Raw genomic sequence first — 15,862 nt, 5'->3', positions numbered from 1 at the left:
GTCAGCGGCAGGTGCAGGGTTCGTCACCCCGCTGATCGCGCTGCAACCAGCCGTCGGCATCGCCGGCTGTATGAGCGTCCGTCACACCGGACGCTCACGAGAACGACGGAGCTACGCGGTCACCGCGACCACGTGCTTGCCCAGGACGCCGCCACGCTCGAATGCCTGGTGCGCGGCGGCGATCTCCGCGAGCGGATACACGCTGTCGACCACGGGGCGCAGCGCACCCGACGCGACATGGCCGGCCATATCACGGAGCACGGCGGTTTCGGGGTTGGCACTGAAAGTGCGGATGCGGCGGGCACCGTACACGCTCGACGCGGCGATCGCGGCCAGGGCCGAACCGGACAGCCCGACGGTGACCATCCGGCCGCCCTTGGCCAACCGGCTTCGATAGCAGTTGAGTTCCGAGCCTACGGTGTCGACGATGACGTCGAAGGGGCCGATCCGCTCCGAGGTGGTGGAGCCGTAGTCGAGGACCTCGTCGGCACCCAGGTCGCCAAGGAGCCGGGCGTGGCGGGCGCGAGCGAGCGCGGTCACACGGCCGCCCATTGCGTGCGCCAGTTGCACGGCGGCCGTGCCAACGCCTCCGGCCGCGCCCCGGACCAGAACCCGTTCCCCGCTGGTGAGACGCACGCTGTCGCGCAGCGCGATCAACGCCGTGGAGCCCGCGACGACCAGGGAGGCCGCCTCAACCGGCGAAATGCCTTCCGGGGCGGGCGCGATCCGGTCTGCGGGGACCACAACGTACTCGGCCGCCCCGGCGGTGATGTGCCGCTGCCGGGGATGCACCATGCCCCACACCCGGTCACCAGCCCGGTAACCCTCGACATCAGCGCCGGTCGCGGCGACGACGCCCGCGAAGTCCAGCCCAGCACCGATCGGGAACCGGCGTCCCGAGATCATCTTCAGCCCTCCCGCGCGGACGATCACGTCGTGTCCGTTCACGCTGGAGGCCTCGACCGAGATCAGTACTTCGCCCGCACCGGGTGCGGGACGGGCGACCTCGTTGATGCGCAGGACGTCCGCCGCACCGTAGCTCATGACCTGAACGGCCCTCATGTCGCTGTCCTTCCGTGGCCGACTGTGGTGAATCCGATGCTGGACCCTGCACGCGGCGTCACGGTCGTTCTCCTTGTCCTGGGTCTGGCAGTCCCACCCTCAAGAGCGGCGCCCAGGGCATACTGACGCCGTGACTGAGCATCCCCGACGTGAACTCGCCGAGTTCCTGCGAACCCGCCGAACCCGGCTGCTCCCACAGGATGTCGGCCTGGAACCCGGCCCGAGGCGCCGCGTCGCCGGGCTGCGGCGGGAAGAACTGGCCCTGCTGGCCGGTGTGAGCGCGGACTACTACCAGCGCATGGAGCAGGGACGTGACGTCCGGCCCTCCAAACAGGTCCTGGACGCTCTGGCACGTTCTCTCAACTTCTCCGCCGAGGAGTCCCGCCACCTGCACAGCCTCGCCGCCGCCGCGCGCACGCCCGCCCACGGCCCACACCACCGCGCGCCAGAGGAGGTACCGCCCACCACGCTGCGGCTGCTGGGCACCATGACCACGCCCACGCTGGTCGTCGGCCGTTTCCTGGACGTCCTGGCATGGAACCCGCTGGCGGGCGTCCTGCTCGGCGAGTTCACCCGGCTTCACCGGGCCGAACGGAACCTGCTCATGCTGCTGCTGCACCCTGAAGCCGACCAGGCGTGCCCGGACCGGGCGGCCACCGTCGCCGAGCTGACCGGGATGCTGCGGACCCAGATCGCCGCCGACCCGGGGCACCCGCGCGCCGTGCGACTCGTCGGCGAACTCGCCGTCCGCAGCGACGAGTTCGCCACACTGTGGGCACGCCACGACGTCCAAGATGCCACCCGCGGCCGGATGCGTGTCAATCACCCGCTGGTCGGCGAGCTGAACCTGGACTGGGACGCCTACCCGATGCCCGGTACTCCCGGCCCGGTGCTCATCACCTACACCGCCGAGCCGGGAGGCCCGGACGACGAACGACTCCAGTTGCTGGCCGGCTTGCTCGACCCACCCGGCACGACATCGGCGGCCACCCGGCAACCGTGACACACCGGCCTGCTCGCCACGGATTCCCGCGTGACGGTGGCCGGTGCGTGCGTCAGATCTGCACCGCCGTTCAGCGGTCAGACGTCATGGCACCCGTGATTTGCCCGGCGCCGACGGGGCCCGTACGCCGTACGGCTGCGCGGACCGGGTCGGCCATCCTGCGGGTCGGAGCGAGCCCCCGGAGTCAGTCGGCCAGGCCGGGCTTGACGACAGTGTCGACGAAGTCACCGATGGCCTCAAGGGTCTGTCCGAGCTGCTCGATCTGCGGAAAGTGACCAGCGTCGGGGATGGGCACGAAGCGGCTGTTGGGGAACGAGTCGGCATAGCCACGGCCGTAGGTGATGTTGGCGATGCCTGAAGGGTGTCTTTATTGCCGTACCGTGGTTGACCTGGGGCTTTGTGATTGCCCGAGTATGGGCGTGATCAGTGATCGTGGGTTGCGACCGCGGGAGCGGCGTGGGTGTGGCCGGCCCTCGCATCGGCACCGGCCACGCCCGCGTCGTCGCACCAGGGCTATATGGAGGTGATGCTCCATTGGAGGTTGGAGCTGCTGTCCGCGGGCCAGAGCTTGACGGCTGTGCCCACGCTGACGTCGCCGCCGGAGTCGAGATACGTGCCTGTGCTGCGGTTGGCGATGGTGTAGCGGCCATTGCCGATGTCGCTGATCTTCCACTGCTGGTTGTTGCTGCCGCTCCAGGCCGCCTGTCGCGGGTTCGCGCCGGCGGTCGCGTCTCCCAGGCTGTCGATCACCATGCCGTTGGTCCGGTTCACGATGCGGTGGTACCCGTTGCCGGCCTCGGCCAACTGCCACTGCAGGTTCGCGGAACCGTCGGTGAAGGTCCACTGCTTGACCACGGACCCCGAGGCCACACCGCCTCCGCTGTCCAGCGCCAGCCCGTTGGCGACATTGCCGATCTTCACCCAGCTGGTGGGGAGCGGACCGGCCTTCAGCGGCGGGATCTGTCCCGAGAAGGTCAGCTTGAACACGTAGGCGGGGGCGCTGAACGGCGCGCTCGCCGACGGCATCGTGATGCGCAGACCCGAACCGTCCTGGCTGCGGTTCGGCAGGTCGACATAGGTCCCGGCCGTTCAGCACCATGGTGCCGTTCTTGCTGACCCGGTCGAGCAGAGCGTGCAGAAGTGCCTTCAGCGAGTAGTAGCCGATCCCCGTGGTGTAGCACCAGCTCGAACTCGACACGGAGTCGTCCGTCAGCCAGTACGGCGTCTGGATGTCGGCCGGCCCGCCTCGCTCGAAGTCATAGACCTCGCCCTTGTTGTTGAAGCCGTCCTTGTAGGTGGCGACGACATCCTTGTTCCAGGCCACCGCCCGGTTGTAGTAGTAGGCCAGGAACTCCAGCCGCTTCGACTCGTCGAGTTGGTTCAGCGCGAAGTCCTGGTAGAGGATGTCGGGCTGGTATCCGTCGATGACTTCCTTGAGCTTGTCGAGCCACAGCTGCTGTTCCGCCGCCCGGCCGAGCTGACCGTACAGCTTCTTCAGACCGCTGTCCGACTGGGCGGGCACGCTGTCGAAGTAGCCCAGGAAGTTGTAAGCGTGGTGCAGGGAGACCCACAGTTTGAGGCCCTTCCTGCGGATCGCGTCGGCGTGCAGCCGCAGCAGGTCGAGTCCGGGGCCCTTGGCGACTGAGTTCCATTCGTTGACGGCGCTGTTCCACAGGGAGAACCCGTCATGGTGCTCGGCCACCGGCCCGGCGAACTTCGCACCGGCGTCGGCGAACAGCTGGGCCCACTCGTCGGGGTCGAAGTTGCCGCCCGCCGACTTCAGTTTCGGAGCGAACTGGACGAAGTTGCCGGCCTTGTCCCGGGCGCCCAGGATGAAGTTGTGGTACGGCCACGCCGAGGGGTCGCCATACGTCGCCTTGTGATGGGTGTTGCAGCCGTCGCCGGCCTTGTACATCAGACGCGGGTACCACTCGCTGCCGAACGACGGGAGGCTGTAGGCGCCCCAGTGGTAGTAGATGCCGAACTTGGCGTCCTGGAACCACTCCGGCGCCGGCGGGTGCTGGTCCACCGAGGACCAGCTCGGGGTGTAGCCGCTCGGACCTTCCGTGGCATGGGCCACGCCGCCACGTAACAGGCCGGCGGTCGCTGCCCCGGTGAGACCGGTCAGCACCAGCACGTTGCGACGGCTGATTCCTGAAGAGGACATATGCGGAACCTCCTTGGTGGGGTGTGGATCAGCCCGCGGTCGTCGCGGGTCCAGGCGCGCTCGAGAGAAGCGGGCATGCGGAAGCTCCGTTGGTGACGGCCGGGAGCAACCACCCGGACGCCATCTGTGCCGTCGAATTCCGGCACGGATGGCGCGGGGGAACCTCACCGGGCACGGCTGTAGTCGCCTGTGGGGCCGAGCGTGAACCTGTCTACCGTTCCTATTCGAAATGTCGAACAGTATACGGGTCGTCGGACAAGCATGGATAATAGGCGGCCCGGCGCAGACGTCAACACCTCTCGCGTCACCCGAGACCGGAAACCGGCCCGCCCACCCCGGCCCATGTCCCCGAACGAGGCGGCAATCGGCAGGTGGCGGGCGCTGAGCCGGTCGGGAACCTCGCTCATTTCGGCCGACGGCAGGTGACCGCGCACTCCGCCGCCGAGCGACCGGCATCCCCGGTCCGGTTGCCACTCCCCGTTGCCCTCATTCACCCGGCCCTGGTGATTGGTCCGACGAAACCGGGACGACTGATGTGGTGTCAGGTATTGACACTCCCGGCGCGGCCGCCAGAATCATCCAGTGGTGTGGCCGCTCACACGCCCTCCTGGAGCGGGAGGGCCCGAACGGGGGCGACCCTGTAGCCCTGCGACACGGGTCGGCGCCGGGCGCGACACATTGGACGTATCCGCTTTCCTTGACCACGGGAAGGGTGCACATGTCCTCCTCCATCAGTCGACGACGACTGCTGCAGGCGACCGGGGCCACGGCCGCGGTCTCCGCCGCGGAATCCGTCATCGGATCCTCGCCCGCCCGAGCGGCAAGCACCGCCGGCCGGGCCGACATCGGCGTGTCCGCCCATCCTTTCGCATTCGGTCAGGTCCAGTTGACCGCGAGCCGATGGCTGGACAACCAGAACCGCACGCGGAACTACCTCCGGTTCGTCGATGCCGAGCGGTTGCTGTACAACTTCCGGGCCAACCACCGGCTGTCCACCAACGGTGCGGCATCCAACGGCGGGTGGGACGGGCCGACGTTCCCCTTCCGCTCCCATGCGCAGGGGCACTTCCTCACGGCATGGGCGCAGGTGTATGCCGTGACGGGGGACACCACCTGCCGGGACAAGGCCGCCCATATGGTCGCCGAGTTGGCCAGGTGCCAGGCCAACAACGGCGCCGCCGGGTTCAACACCGGGTACCTGTCCGGCTTCCCCGAGTCCGATTTCAGTGCTCTCGAGGCGGGAACCCTGTCCAACGGCAACGTGCCGTACTACGTCATCCACAAGATCCTGGCCGGCCTGCTGGATGTGTGGCGCTATATGGGCAGTACCCAAGCCCGTGACGTGCTGTTGGGTCTGGCAGGGTGGGTCGACTGGCGCACTGGTCGGCTGAGCAGCGGGCAGATGCAGTCCGTGCTGAGGACGGAGTTCGGGGGTATGAACGCCGTGCTGGCCGACATCTACCAGCAGACCGGCGACTCGCGATGGCTCACCACTGCCCAGCGGTTCGACCACGCCGCGGTATTCGACCCGCTGGCGTCCAATCAGGACCGGCTGAACGGACTGCACGCCAACACCCAGGTGCCCAAGTGGATCGGCGCCGCCCGGGAGTACCAGGCCACCGGTGCCACCCGCTACCGGGACATCGCCTTCAACGCCTGGAACATCTGCGTCAACGCGCACACCTACGTCATCGGCGGCAACAGCCAGGCGGAGCACTTCCGCCCCCCGAACGCCATCGCCGCTTACCTGAACCGCGACACGTGCGAAAGCTGCAACACGTACAACATGCTCACGCTCACCCGGGAGCTGTTCACGCTGGATCCGAACCGGGTCGCGCTGTTCGACTACTACGAACGGGCGTGGCTGAACCAGATGATCGGCCAGCAGAACCCGGCCGACAACCACGGCCACGTCACCTACTTCACCCCGCTCAACCCGGGGGGCCGACGTGGCGTGGGTCCGGCGTGGGGCGGTGGCACCTGGAGTACCGACTACGACAGCTTCTGGTGCTGTCAGGGCACCGGCCTTGAGATGCACACCAAGCTGATGGACTCCGTCTACTTCTCCAGCGACACCACGCTGATCGTGAACCTGTTCATGCCTTCGGTGCTCAACTGGACACAGCGGGGGATCACGGTCACCCAGACCACGTCGTACCCCGTCAGCGACACCACGACCCTGCAGGTCACCGGAAACGTCAGCGGTACCTGGACGATGCGCGTCCGCATCCCGAGCTGGACCGCCGGGGCCACCATCAGCGTCAACGGCACGACGCAGAACATCACCACAACCCCTGGCAGCTACGCCACCCTGACCCGTTCCTGGACCTCCGGCGACACGGTCACCGTCCGCCTGCCCATGCGGATCATCATGCGGGCGGCCAACGACAACGCGAACATCGCCGCGATCACCTACGGACCGGTGGTGCTGTCGGGCAACTACGGCAACACCTCGCTCGCCTCCCTCCCGTCCCTGAACACGTCCTCCATCACGCGGACCAGCAGCGGCTCGCTCGCCTTCACGGCCACCGCCAACGGCTCCACCGTCGGACTGGGCCCGTTCCACGACGCGCATGGCCACAACTACAACGTCTACTGGAACACCAGCGGCCAGTAACGCCTCATCAGGCCGGCCTGATCTCACTCGGGTGCTGGCATCGTGACGTTGTAGGTGCCAACGGCCCTGAAGGGTGTCTTTATTGCCCTACGGTGGTTGACCGGGGGCTTTGCGATCGTCTGAATGTGGGCATGATCAGTGATCGCGGATCTGCGCCTGCTCTGCCTGATCTTCTGCCGGCTACTGGGCTGCCTTCTTTCGCTGGGCCGGTCGGCCGCGAACAACGCCGAGATGCTTGTGCTTCGTCATGAGGTCGCTGTGCTTCGCCGGCGCCCAGGCGGGGTTCTCTCTCGCCAGACGCTGGATGAGCGCGACTGTCTCTTCCGGTAAGGGTGGCCGACCGGATACGTCAGAATCCAAGGCGAGCCCCGACGGCACCGCAGCGAGCCTCCCAGCAGACCTGGCGCTCCTTCCTCCGCGCCCAGGCCCACACGCTGCTGGCCTGCGATTTCATGCACGTGGAGACTGTCTTCCTCAAGCGTCTCCACGTGTTCTTCGTCATGGGGACGACGCTCGCCAAGCTCACCTCGGATCCCGTGCTCCTTCCGGTCCATGCCGCCGAACCCAACGTATGGCCAGGGTTGCTTGCCGCCGTCCGTTGCTCAGGTCCAACACCGAAGTGCGGGGCCTGGATTGCAGGCGGCGATGAGCGCGACGGTTCCCTGACCGGTGGGCGTGGTTCGGTGTCAGAGGGTTCGCGCCGCAGCGGCGTCGCGGAGGAGTCCGGCGAAGGTCAGGGCGGCGGGGGTGAGCGAGTGGTCGGCCATGCGAACCAGGAGGATGCGGCGGATGGGGACCGACGGCTGGAGAGGCAGGATGTTGACGCCGGGACGGATGCCCTCCAGTGCCAGAGTGGGGGCGAGGGCGACGCCGATGCCGGCGGCGACCATGGCCTGGGCTTCCTGGTAGTCGTGGGCCTCGTAGGCGATCTGGGGCTCGAAGCCGACGGCGCGGCAGCCGCGGACGAGCGCTTCGGCCACCGGGTGATGGTCGGCGCGGGTGATCCAGGGGTCGTGTGCGAAGTCGGCGAGTGAGGCGGCGTCGCGGCCGGCGAGTGGATGGTGGTCGCTGACGAGAAGGGCCGGCGGGTCATCGAGGAGGCGGGTGACGACGATGTCCTCCCGGTCGATTCGACTCCAGTCGTAGTCCCACATCAGCGACATTTCGATCTCCCGGTTCTCCAGCATGGTCCAGAGTCCGGCGATGCGGGCACTGCGGACGGTCAGCCGTACGTCGGGGTGGGCGTCCCGGAAAGCGATCACGGCCTGCGGGAGGAGCGAGGCGCCGACCGTTGGGAAGGTGCCGATACGCAGCGTGCCCGCGCGCAGGCCGGCGAAGTCGGCGAGTTCGTTTTCCGCGGCCCGCAGTTCACGTTCGATCCGTTGCCCTCGTTCGGCCAGCGCCCGTCCGGCGTCGGTGACGGTGACACCCCGGGCGTGGCGCTCCAGCAGGAGCTGGCCTGCCTCCGTTTCCAGGCGGCTGATCTGCTGCGATACCGCTGACGGGGTGTAGCTGAGAGCGCGGGCTGTCGCGGTCACCGAGCCACGCCGGGCGACCTCCGTGAACAACAGGATGCGCCGGACATCGAGCATGCCGCCTCCTCCAGCGTTCACTTCATCTTAATAGCCATGCAGATTTCCGAGATTGTACTTCACGCTGCGGTCACCCACCGTGGAGGACACCACGCACGGCGGGACCGTCGGTGGACTTCCCCTTCCATGTCTGTGAGGAGTCAGTTGTGCTGCGTCTGCAGGGCGAGATGATCCGCGGAGGAACCAGCAAGTGCTGGATCTTCGACCACCGCGACGTGGCCGCGACGGGCGTGGACGTCGATGCCCTTCTGCTCGCCGCCTTCAACGCCGCCGACCCCCGCCAGATCGACGGCGTGGGCGGCGCCTCCTCCACCACATCCAAGGCCGCCGTCGTACAGGCGTCGACCCAGGCCGGTGTGGATGTCGAGTACGCCTTCGCACAGGTCGGAATCGGCGACGAGCGCGTGGAGTGGGCCAGCAACTGCGGCAACTGCGCCACCGCCGTGGCCCTGTACGCCGTCCACCACAACCTCGTGCCGATCGCGTCGGACACCACCACCGTCCGCATGCTCAACATCAACACCGGGGCCCGCCTCACCGGCACGATCCCCACCCCCGCGGGCGTGACCCCGGAGGAGGGCACGGCCGTGGTGCCCGGTACCTCCGCGCCGGGCGTGCCGGTCCTGCTCGGGTTTCAGGACCCGGCGGGCTCGACGACCGGCCGCGCACTGCCGACCGGCCGGGCACTGGACGAGCTGACCGGTCCGGACGGTCCCGTCGAGGCATCCCTGGTGGACGCCGGCGCGCCGGCCGCTCTGTTCGAGGCCAAGGCGTTCGGCCTCGACGGCACGGAATCCCTCACCGCGTTCGCCACCACCGTGCCCGCGCTGACGCTGCTGCGCCGCCAGGCAGCGCTGGCCATGGGCCTGGCCCGCGAGGGCGATCCGGTCAGCCACGCGGTGCCGAAAGCGGGCATCGTCGCCCGTCCAGCCCCCTATCGCACCACACAGGGCATACTCGTCAACCAGGACGAGTACGACCTGGCCGTGCGCATGGTCTCCATGCACGCGCCGCACCCGGCGATCGGCCTGACCTCCGCCGTGGCCCTGGCCACGGCCGCCGCCACCCCTGGCACCCTCGCCCACCGCGTCGCCCGGCAGACCGCCGACGGCACGCTGCGCCTGGGCACCCCTGCCGGCGTGGTCACCACCCAAGCCGTCCCCGCACCGGACGGCGCGTCCCCCACGGTGCTGCTGCACCGTGCCGCCCGGCGTATCGCCCGAGCCGAACTCCTCGTTCCCGTCCTGGAAGGACGCCCCGCATGAGCCGCAACGACGCCGCCCCGGGTACCGTCACCGCACCACCGGGCCGCATCCGCCGGATGCTGTCCCACCTGTACGTCCAGTGCCTGATCGGCGTCCTCCTCGGCGCCGCCGTGGGCGGGCTGTGGCCGTCCGTCGGCGCTGCCCTCAAGCCGCTCGGCGACGGCTTCATCGCGCTGGTGAAGATGTTCATCGCGCCGATCATCTTCTGCACGGTCGTCCACGGCATCGCCTCCATGGGCAACGCCCGCGCGGTCGGCCGCGTGAGCCTGAAGGCTCTGGTCTACTTCGAGGTGCTGACCACCGTGGCCATGGTGATCGGCCTGGTCGTCGTCAACGTCGTCAAGCCGGGCAGCGGTCTGCACATCGACCTCTCGACCCTGTCCGCCAAGGGCCTGCCGCCGGAGGCGACCACGGCCCATGAGGGCTTCGCCGCCTTCGTCCTCGCCATCATCCCGGCCACCCTGGTCAGCGCTCTGACCGGCAACGAGATCCTGCCGGTGCTGCTGGTGTCGGTGCTGTTCGGCTTCGGCCTGCACGCCAGCGGGGAGGCCGGCCTGGGGATCGCCCGGGGCGTCGAGAAGTTCTCCACGGTCCTGTTCACGCTCATCCGCTGGATCATGCGGCTGGCCCCCGTCGGCGCGTTCGGCTCGATGGCCTTCACCATCGGCAACTACGGTCTGGGCACCCTGCGCCACCTGGCCCTGCTGGTCGGCTCGTTCTGGCTGACCGCCCTCTTCTTCGTCCTGGTCGTCCTCGGGACCGTGATGCGCCTGAACGGACTGCGGATGCTGCCGTTCTTGCGCTACATCAAGGAAGAGCTGCTGATCGTCCTGGGCACCTCCTCCACCGAGCCCGTCCTGCCGCGGATGATGGCCAAGCTCCAGCACGCGGGCGCCTCGAAACCGGTCGTCGGCATCACGCTGCCCGCCGGGTACTCCTTCAACCTCGACGGCACCGCCATCTACCTGACCATGGGCTCGGTCTTCCTCGCCCAGGCCCTCGGCATCGACCTCAGCCTCACCCAGCAGCTGACCATGCTCGCCGTCATGCTGCTCACCTCCAAGGGCGCCGCGGGCGTCACCGGCTCCGGCTTCATCGCCCTGGCCGCCACTCTCAGCGCCGTCCCGCACGTCCCGGTCGCCGCCCTCGCGCTGATCTTCGGCGTCGACCGGTTCATGTCCGAAGCCCGCGCCCTGACCAGCCTGGTCGGCAACGGCGTCGCCACCCTGGCCGTCGCCCGCTGGGAGGGCGAGCTCGACGAGGACCGCGCCAAGGCCGTCCTGAGCGGAGAGATCCCCTACGCCCCCACCCCCGCTCCCTCCGCGGTGACAGCCGAGCCCGATCCGAGGCAGACGCCCGCACCCGAGGCGATGCCCGAACCAACCCGCGACCCGGTGCCCACCGCAAGCTGATATCGCGTGGGCGGGCCGGCCCGGAGCAGATGCTCCGGGCCGGCCCGCCCACGTCTCAACACGACGTCGTACTCGCCGTCCGGGCTGGTCAGGAAGGTCTGGCCCGCCGGTACGCCCAGTCTTCCAACCGCTGGTCAAGTCCCAGGACGACGCCTGGGGGCGTCGGCCAGGTCGCGGGCCGCGCGATGCTGCTGGTGTCGCAGCGCGAGCGCGGCACCGACGAGACGGTACTGCCGGAGGACCACCAGCAGATCATGGACGTGGTGCGACGGGCGGATACGCCGGTCATGGCCAAGCAGGTCTGCGGGGAGCTGGGGATGTCCGGCCGGTACTTCGAAGGCCGCAACTAGGCCGAAGCGGCGCGGGACACACAGTCCCGCCAGGCCGGAAGCGCCGGCGGTGTGGCCCCCTATGCCCTCGACCCCGAGGCCGCCGAACAACTCTGCGGAGGTGGTGTCCTTCGGCCAGATGGCTTGTCATGAGCGGTAATCAGTTCTACAGTCTCACATCGTATATGACATATGGTGTACCACAGGAGCCGTCGATGCCGCTGACCAGTCCCGGCGAGTTGCCCTCGCGGACCGCCCACGTACTGGAGACCATCAAGGCGGCGATTCTCAACGGTCGGTTCGAGCCGGGGAGCCCGCTGGTGGAGAACGAGCTCGCCGGCGAGTTCAAGGTCTCCAAGACGCCGGTGCGTGAGGCGCTGAAAACACTGGAGAGCACCGGGCTCGTCGTCATCCGCCCGTACGCGGGAGCGACCGTGCGCCGACTGAGCGGTAAGGACGCGATAGCGATCTACGACATGCGCCTGCTACTGGAGCCGGAGGCGGTACGACGCAGTATCCGGGCGGGTGCGGATTTCTCCGCCGCCAAGCAGTCGTTGGACCGCGCGGCGCTCGCGGCGGACGCTTCCGAGCGCAGCACCGCGAACCGGGACTTCCACGGGGGCCTGTATGCCGAGTGCGGGAACCCCTTGCTGGTCCGCACACTCGACGGCCTGCGGGACCAGACCGCTCTCGTTTCGGCGTCGTCGTGGTCCCGCATCGCGTCCTGGGAGCAGGAAGCCCAGGAGCACGCCGAGATCCTGGAGAGAGCGGTGGACGGCGACCCGGATGGTGCGGCGGCCCTCGTCCACCGCCATATCCAAGGCTTTATCGATCGGCAGATCAGAAGGGATTGACCTGCGCGATAACAACGAGGTGCGGCCCGCTTTCCGCCAAGATCCCAGGCCGCACCCCGGATAAACGCTCTTTTGAGCGTCACGTCACCCCTCAGGAGCAACGATGCTTCATCCTAGCGTGACCCCATCCACGACAGCCGGGAGTACGCCTGCTGGTCGGCGCAGCCGCATGCGCTGGACGATAGTCGGCTTTTCGGCCCTGGGGCTTTCCATCGCCTACCTGGACCGCGCCGCGCTGAGCGTGGCGATGCCGTTCATGGCGGACGATTTCAAGATCAGTCCCGCGGTTGAGGGCGTCCTCCTCTCCGCCTTCTTCTGGACCTACGCGCTGTTCCAGATTCCCTCCGGTTGGCTGCTGGACCGGTTCGGCCCCCGTGTGATCTATCCGATCGCGGTCGGTTGGTGGTCGATCTGGACGACAGCGACAACACTCGCCACCGGCGTTGGCTCGGTCATCGCGTTCCGTCTCGGCCTCGGTATCGGTGAGGCGCCGGTACAGCCGGCGAACGTCAAGGTTGTCTCGCAGTGGTTTCCACGCAAAGAGCGCGCGTTCGCGTCGAGCCTGTTCGACATGGGCCAGCAGATCGGTACGGCGCTTTCTGTTCCCATCGTGACGGCACTGACTCTCGCCGCCGGGTGGCGCATGTCCTTCGTAGTCATCGGTCTCGCGGGACTGCTGTGGATCGTGGGATGGGTCACGGTCTATCGCCCCCCGGAGAAGCATCCGAGGGTTTCCGCCACGGAACTGGCGCACATTCGCTCCGATAGAGGCGACATGGTGGCCACCGAGGCTACCGACGCCACGGTGTCATGGCGGCCGCTGCTCCGCGATAACCAGGTCTGGGCGCTGACCACCGGGTACGTTTTCCGCTCGCTTGCTGGAACGTTCTTCCTCACCTGGTATCCCAGCTACCTGCTCGATGACCGCGGATTCACCGAGGCAGAGTTCGGCATGGTGGGGGCGATTCCGCCGATCATCGCGATCGGATCCACCGTGCTCGGCGGAATCGTATCGGACCGGATGCTGGCGGCCGGGCGGTCGCCAGGCGCCGCCCGGAAGGTCCCGATCGTCGCCGGACTCGGCCTGAGTGCCTGCATCGGATGCGCGCCGTTCATCGAGAGCAACCTGGTGCTGATGATCGTGCTCACCGTCAGCAGCGCGGCCCACTCCTTCGCCGGCGCGGCGATCCTCAGTCTCCCGGCGGAGGTCGCGTCCTCTCCACAGAGCGTGGGTACCGTCGCCGGCTTCCAGAATTTCGGCTCCCAGATCGGCAGCCTGATCAGTCCCATCGCCATCGGCCTGTTCCTCACCTCCAGCAACGGCTCTTACGTCGGACCGCTGCTGGGGGCGGCCGCGAGCTGTCTGGTGAGCGCCTCGATCTACCTGTTCTGGGTGCGTGTCAAGCCGATCGCCGCACCTGACGACGGACTGGGGACGCCCGCCGCACCCGATGAAAGGACCACCTCGTGAACGGCTCCGTCAACCACCCGGGCCTGGCCGAACGCCTCAGCACCGTCGTCGGAATTCCCGTCGTTCCCTATGACGCCGACGGGAAGATCGACCATGATCTGACGGTGGCGCTCGCCGCCCGCCTGATCGGCAACGGCGTGTCCGCGCTCACCGTCAACGGGAACACCGGGGAGTTCTACGCCCTCTCCCCTGAGGAGCGCCGTGCCGTGCTGGCGAGCGTCGTCTCGGCCCGTGACGCCACTACGACGATCATCGCCGGTGTCGGGCTCGACGTGCACACCGCTGTCTCCGACGCCTGCTTCGCACGCGACCTCGGTGCGGACGCCATCATGATCCACCAGCCGGTGGTGCCGTATCTGGCCGCCGACGGCTGGGTCGAGTACAACGCGGCCGTCGCCGCTGCCGTCCCCGACCTCGGGGTCCTGCCCTACCTCACCAACCCCGTCGTCTCCGGCGCCCACATCGCGCGCCTGACCGAACGCGCGCCCAACGTGGTCGGGCTGAAGTACTCGGTAGCCGACCCCGTCACGTTCACCACGGTGAAGACGCAGGCAGGCGACGAACTACTGTGGATCGCGGGCCTCGCGGAGTCCTACGCGCCCGCCTATTGGCAGGCTGGTGCCCGCGGCTTCACCTCGGGCCTGGTCAACCTCGCCCCCGCCCTGTGCCTGGAGATGCTCTCGGCACTCCGAAAGAGCGACTACGCCGCCGCGTCCCGGGTGTGGCAGCGGATCAGGCACTTCGAGGAGCTGCGGGCCAGGGACGGCTCGGCGAACAACGTCTCCGTGGTCAAGGAGGCCATGCACCAACTCGGCCTGTGCCGACGCGAGGTCCGTCCGCCAAGCCATCCGCTGCCCGCCACGCTCGCTCGGGAGGTGGCCATGGCGATCCAGCCGTGGCGCTCCCTTGTGCCCCAGCTCGGCAGGGAGCGCGTGGCATGAGGATCGACGCGCTCCACACCTACCTCCAGCGGGTGGGGGACCGTCCCCGCGTACTGGTGAAGATCACCACTGACTCCGGGGTCGAGGGCTGGTCGGAGGTGTACAACCACGGCCCCGACCTCGCGTATCCGCCCCTGCTCGACTACCTCTTCGAGCAGATCAGAGGCATGGACGCTCGGCGTCCCAGCCACGTCAACCAGTTTCTGCTCCAGTCTTCCCGCTTCCCGCAGGGGGCGCTCGGGCTCGCCGCGATCGCCGCGATCGACCTCGCGCTGTGGGATATCGCGGCGAAGGCGCTTGGGGTGCCGGTCTACCAATTGCTCGGCGGCGCCGTCCGTGACCGGGTACGCGTGTACGCAGGGCTGTACACAGCCCCCGACCTCGCCGAACTCCGGGACACCACCTCGGAGCTGCACCAACGCTTCGGCTTCACCGCCTTCAAGCTCAGCCCCTATCGAAGCGACCTGCACCGCACCCGGTTCGGGCGGGTGGCGCGGGAGCTCGGCAGCTACTTCGGCGAGGTCCGCGACGCACACCCCGCGGACTGGGAGTTCGCGTTCGACGCACACGCCTGCCTCTGGCAGCCCCGGCAAGCCGTCGAGCTGGGCGCGGCCCTGGCACCGAACGAGCCACTGTTTCTGGAGGAGCCGCTGCGGCCGGAGCACATCCCAGCCTGGTCACGCATCCGCGGCGAGCTTGCCGTACCGCTGGCCACGGGAGAGTCGCTGTACTCCCCGCACGAGTTCCTTTCGCTGCTGAGCGCGGGGGGCACCGACATCGCGCAGCCCGACATCTGCGTCGTCGGCGGGCTGACGCAGATGCTGAAGATCGCGGCCATCGCCGACGCGCACTACGTCCCCGTGGCGCCACACAACCCGCTGGGGCCGCTGGCGACCGCGGCGAATGTGCACTTCGCGGCGGCCACGACCAACTTTGGCATCCTGGAGTACAAACCCGACGCCGTCCCATGGTGCCCGGACCCCTACCTGCCCGCCGACGGATACCTCGACCTTCGCCCGGAACGTCCCGGTTGGGGTATTGAGATCGACGAGGCAGCGCTGAGGACGGACGACTGGGTTTCCTGGAAACGGAGGGTGCCCGTGCGCCCCGATGGTTCGACCGCATGGATGTAAGCAGGTGGCTCCGCGC

11 protein-coding genes and 1 pseudogene are annotated in these 15,862 nt (G+C 68.3%); 9 read left to right on the top strand and 3 right to left on the bottom strand.

The features are described 5' to 3' along the window. Positions 1–111: 111 nt before the first annotated feature. Entirely contained in the window at positions 112–1,062 is a 951-nt protein-coding gene (locus tag AS97_RS08925) for an NADP-dependent oxidoreductase (RefSeq protein ID WP_210564662.1), read from the bottom strand. 130 nt (positions 1,063–1,192) lie between these two features. Here AS97_RS08925 and AS97_RS08920 point away from each other — a divergent pair, with 130 nt between their 5' ends. After that, positions 1,193–2,065, top strand: coding sequence for a helix-turn-helix transcriptional regulator (locus AS97_RS08920; RefSeq protein WP_086710673.1), 873 nt, complete (start codon positions 1,193–1,195; stop codon positions 2,063–2,065). 513 nt (positions 2,066–2,578) lie between these two features. On the opposite strand, the pseudogene AS97_RS08910 reads toward AS97_RS08920, so the two are convergent. After that, a pseudogene (locus AS97_RS08910) lies at positions 2,579–4,232 on the bottom strand (alpha-L-fucosidase). 718 nt (positions 4,233–4,950) lie between these two features. Here AS97_RS08910 and AS97_RS08905 point away from each other — a divergent pair. Continuing rightward, complete coding sequence (locus AS97_RS08905; RefSeq protein WP_247204289.1) at positions 4,951–6,849, top strand: beta-L-arabinofuranosidase domain-containing protein; 1,899 nt, start codon at positions 4,951–4,953, stop codon at positions 6,847–6,849. Positions 6,850–7,535: 686 nt separating this feature from the next. Here the strand turns inward: AS97_RS08905 and AS97_RS08900 are convergent. After that, positions 7,536–8,441, bottom strand: coding sequence for a LysR family transcriptional regulator (locus AS97_RS08900; protein ID WP_210564661.1), 906 nt, complete (start codon positions 8,439–8,441; stop codon positions 7,536–7,538). A gap of 146 nt (positions 8,442–8,587) precedes the next feature. Here AS97_RS08900 and AS97_RS08895 point away from each other — a divergent pair, with 146 nt between their 5' ends. From AS97_RS08895 to AS97_RS08865, 7 genes are all read left to right on the top strand, one after another. Then, positions 8,588–9,706: a PrpF domain-containing protein gene (locus AS97_RS08895; RefSeq protein ID WP_210564660.1), complete on the top strand. Its 1,119-nt coding sequence runs from the start codon at positions 8,588–8,590 to the stop codon at positions 9,704–9,706. Further along, positions 9,703–11,118 (top strand): C4-dicarboxylate transporter DctA, encoded by a 1,416-nt coding sequence (gene dctA / locus AS97_RS08890; RefSeq protein WP_210564659.1) that lies wholly within the window; start codon positions 9,703–9,705, stop codon positions 11,116–11,118. The genes AS97_RS08895 and dctA overlap by 4 nt, the downstream gene beginning before the upstream one ends. A gap of 185 nt (positions 11,119–11,303) precedes the next feature. Beyond that, positions 11,304–11,468, top strand: coding sequence for a hypothetical protein (locus AS97_RS08885; protein ID WP_185930008.1), 165 nt, complete (start codon positions 11,304–11,306; stop codon positions 11,466–11,468). Positions 11,469–11,662: 194 nt separating this feature from the next. After that, a complete protein-coding gene (locus AS97_RS08880; RefSeq protein ID WP_059145358.1) occupies positions 11,663–12,301 on the top strand; it encodes a GntR family transcriptional regulator in 639 nt (212 codons plus the stop codon). Positions 12,302–12,470: 169 nt separating this feature from the next. Continuing rightward, positions 12,471–13,772 carry an MFS transporter gene (locus AS97_RS08875; protein ID WP_059145357.1) on the top strand — a complete coding sequence of 434 codons (1,302 nt, stop codon included), beginning with the start codon at positions 12,471–12,473 and terminating at the stop codon, positions 13,770–13,772. After that, entirely contained in the window at positions 13,769–14,713 is a 945-nt protein-coding gene (locus AS97_RS08870; protein ID WP_236670205.1) for a dihydrodipicolinate synthase family protein, read from the top strand. The genes AS97_RS08875 and AS97_RS08870 overlap by 4 nt, the downstream gene beginning before the upstream one ends. Continuing rightward, positions 14,710–15,846 (top strand): mandelate racemase/muconate lactonizing enzyme family protein, encoded by a 1,137-nt coding sequence (locus AS97_RS08865; protein ID WP_125759689.1) that lies wholly within the window; start codon positions 14,710–14,712, stop codon positions 15,844–15,846. The genes AS97_RS08870 and AS97_RS08865 overlap by 4 nt, the downstream gene beginning before the upstream one ends. The last annotated feature ends 16 nt before the right edge of the window (positions 15,847–15,862 follow it).

Origin of the sequence: Streptomyces sp. AgN23, from assembly GCF_001598115.1 — a bacterium.
Lineage (GTDB): Bacteria > Actinomycetota > Actinomycetes > Streptomycetales > Streptomycetaceae > Streptomyces > Streptomyces antimycoticus.
This window is presented reverse-complemented; position numbering and strand designations above follow the sequence as displayed.

Coding starts and splice junctions, on each gene's coding strand:
- AS97_RS08925 (WP_210564662.1), bottom strand. CDS start 1,062: ATGAGGGCCGTTCAGGTCATGAGCTACGGTGCGGCGGACGTCCTGCGC.
- AS97_RS08905 (WP_247204289.1), top strand. CDS start 4,951: ATGTCCTCCTCCATCAGTCGACGACGACTGCTGCAGGCGACCGGGGCC.
- AS97_RS08900 (WP_210564661.1), bottom strand. CDS start 8,441: ATGCTCGATGTCCGGCGCATCCTGTTGTTCACGGAGGTCGCCCGGCGT.
- dctA (WP_210564659.1), top strand. CDS start 9,703: ATGAGCCGCAACGACGCCGCCCCGGGTACCGTCACCGCACCACCGGGC.
- AS97_RS08885 (WP_185930008.1), top strand. CDS start 11,304: ATGCTGCTGGTGTCGCAGCGCGAGCGCGGCACCGACGAGACGGTACTG.
- AS97_RS08880 (WP_059145358.1), top strand. CDS start 11,663: ATGCCGCTGACCAGTCCCGGCGAGTTGCCCTCGCGGACCGCCCACGTA.
- AS97_RS08875 (WP_059145357.1), top strand. CDS start 12,471: ATGCGCTGGACGATAGTCGGCTTTTCGGCCCTGGGGCTTTCCATCGCC.
- AS97_RS08865 (WP_125759689.1), top strand. CDS start 14,710: ATGAGGATCGACGCGCTCCACACCTACCTCCAGCGGGTGGGGGACCGT.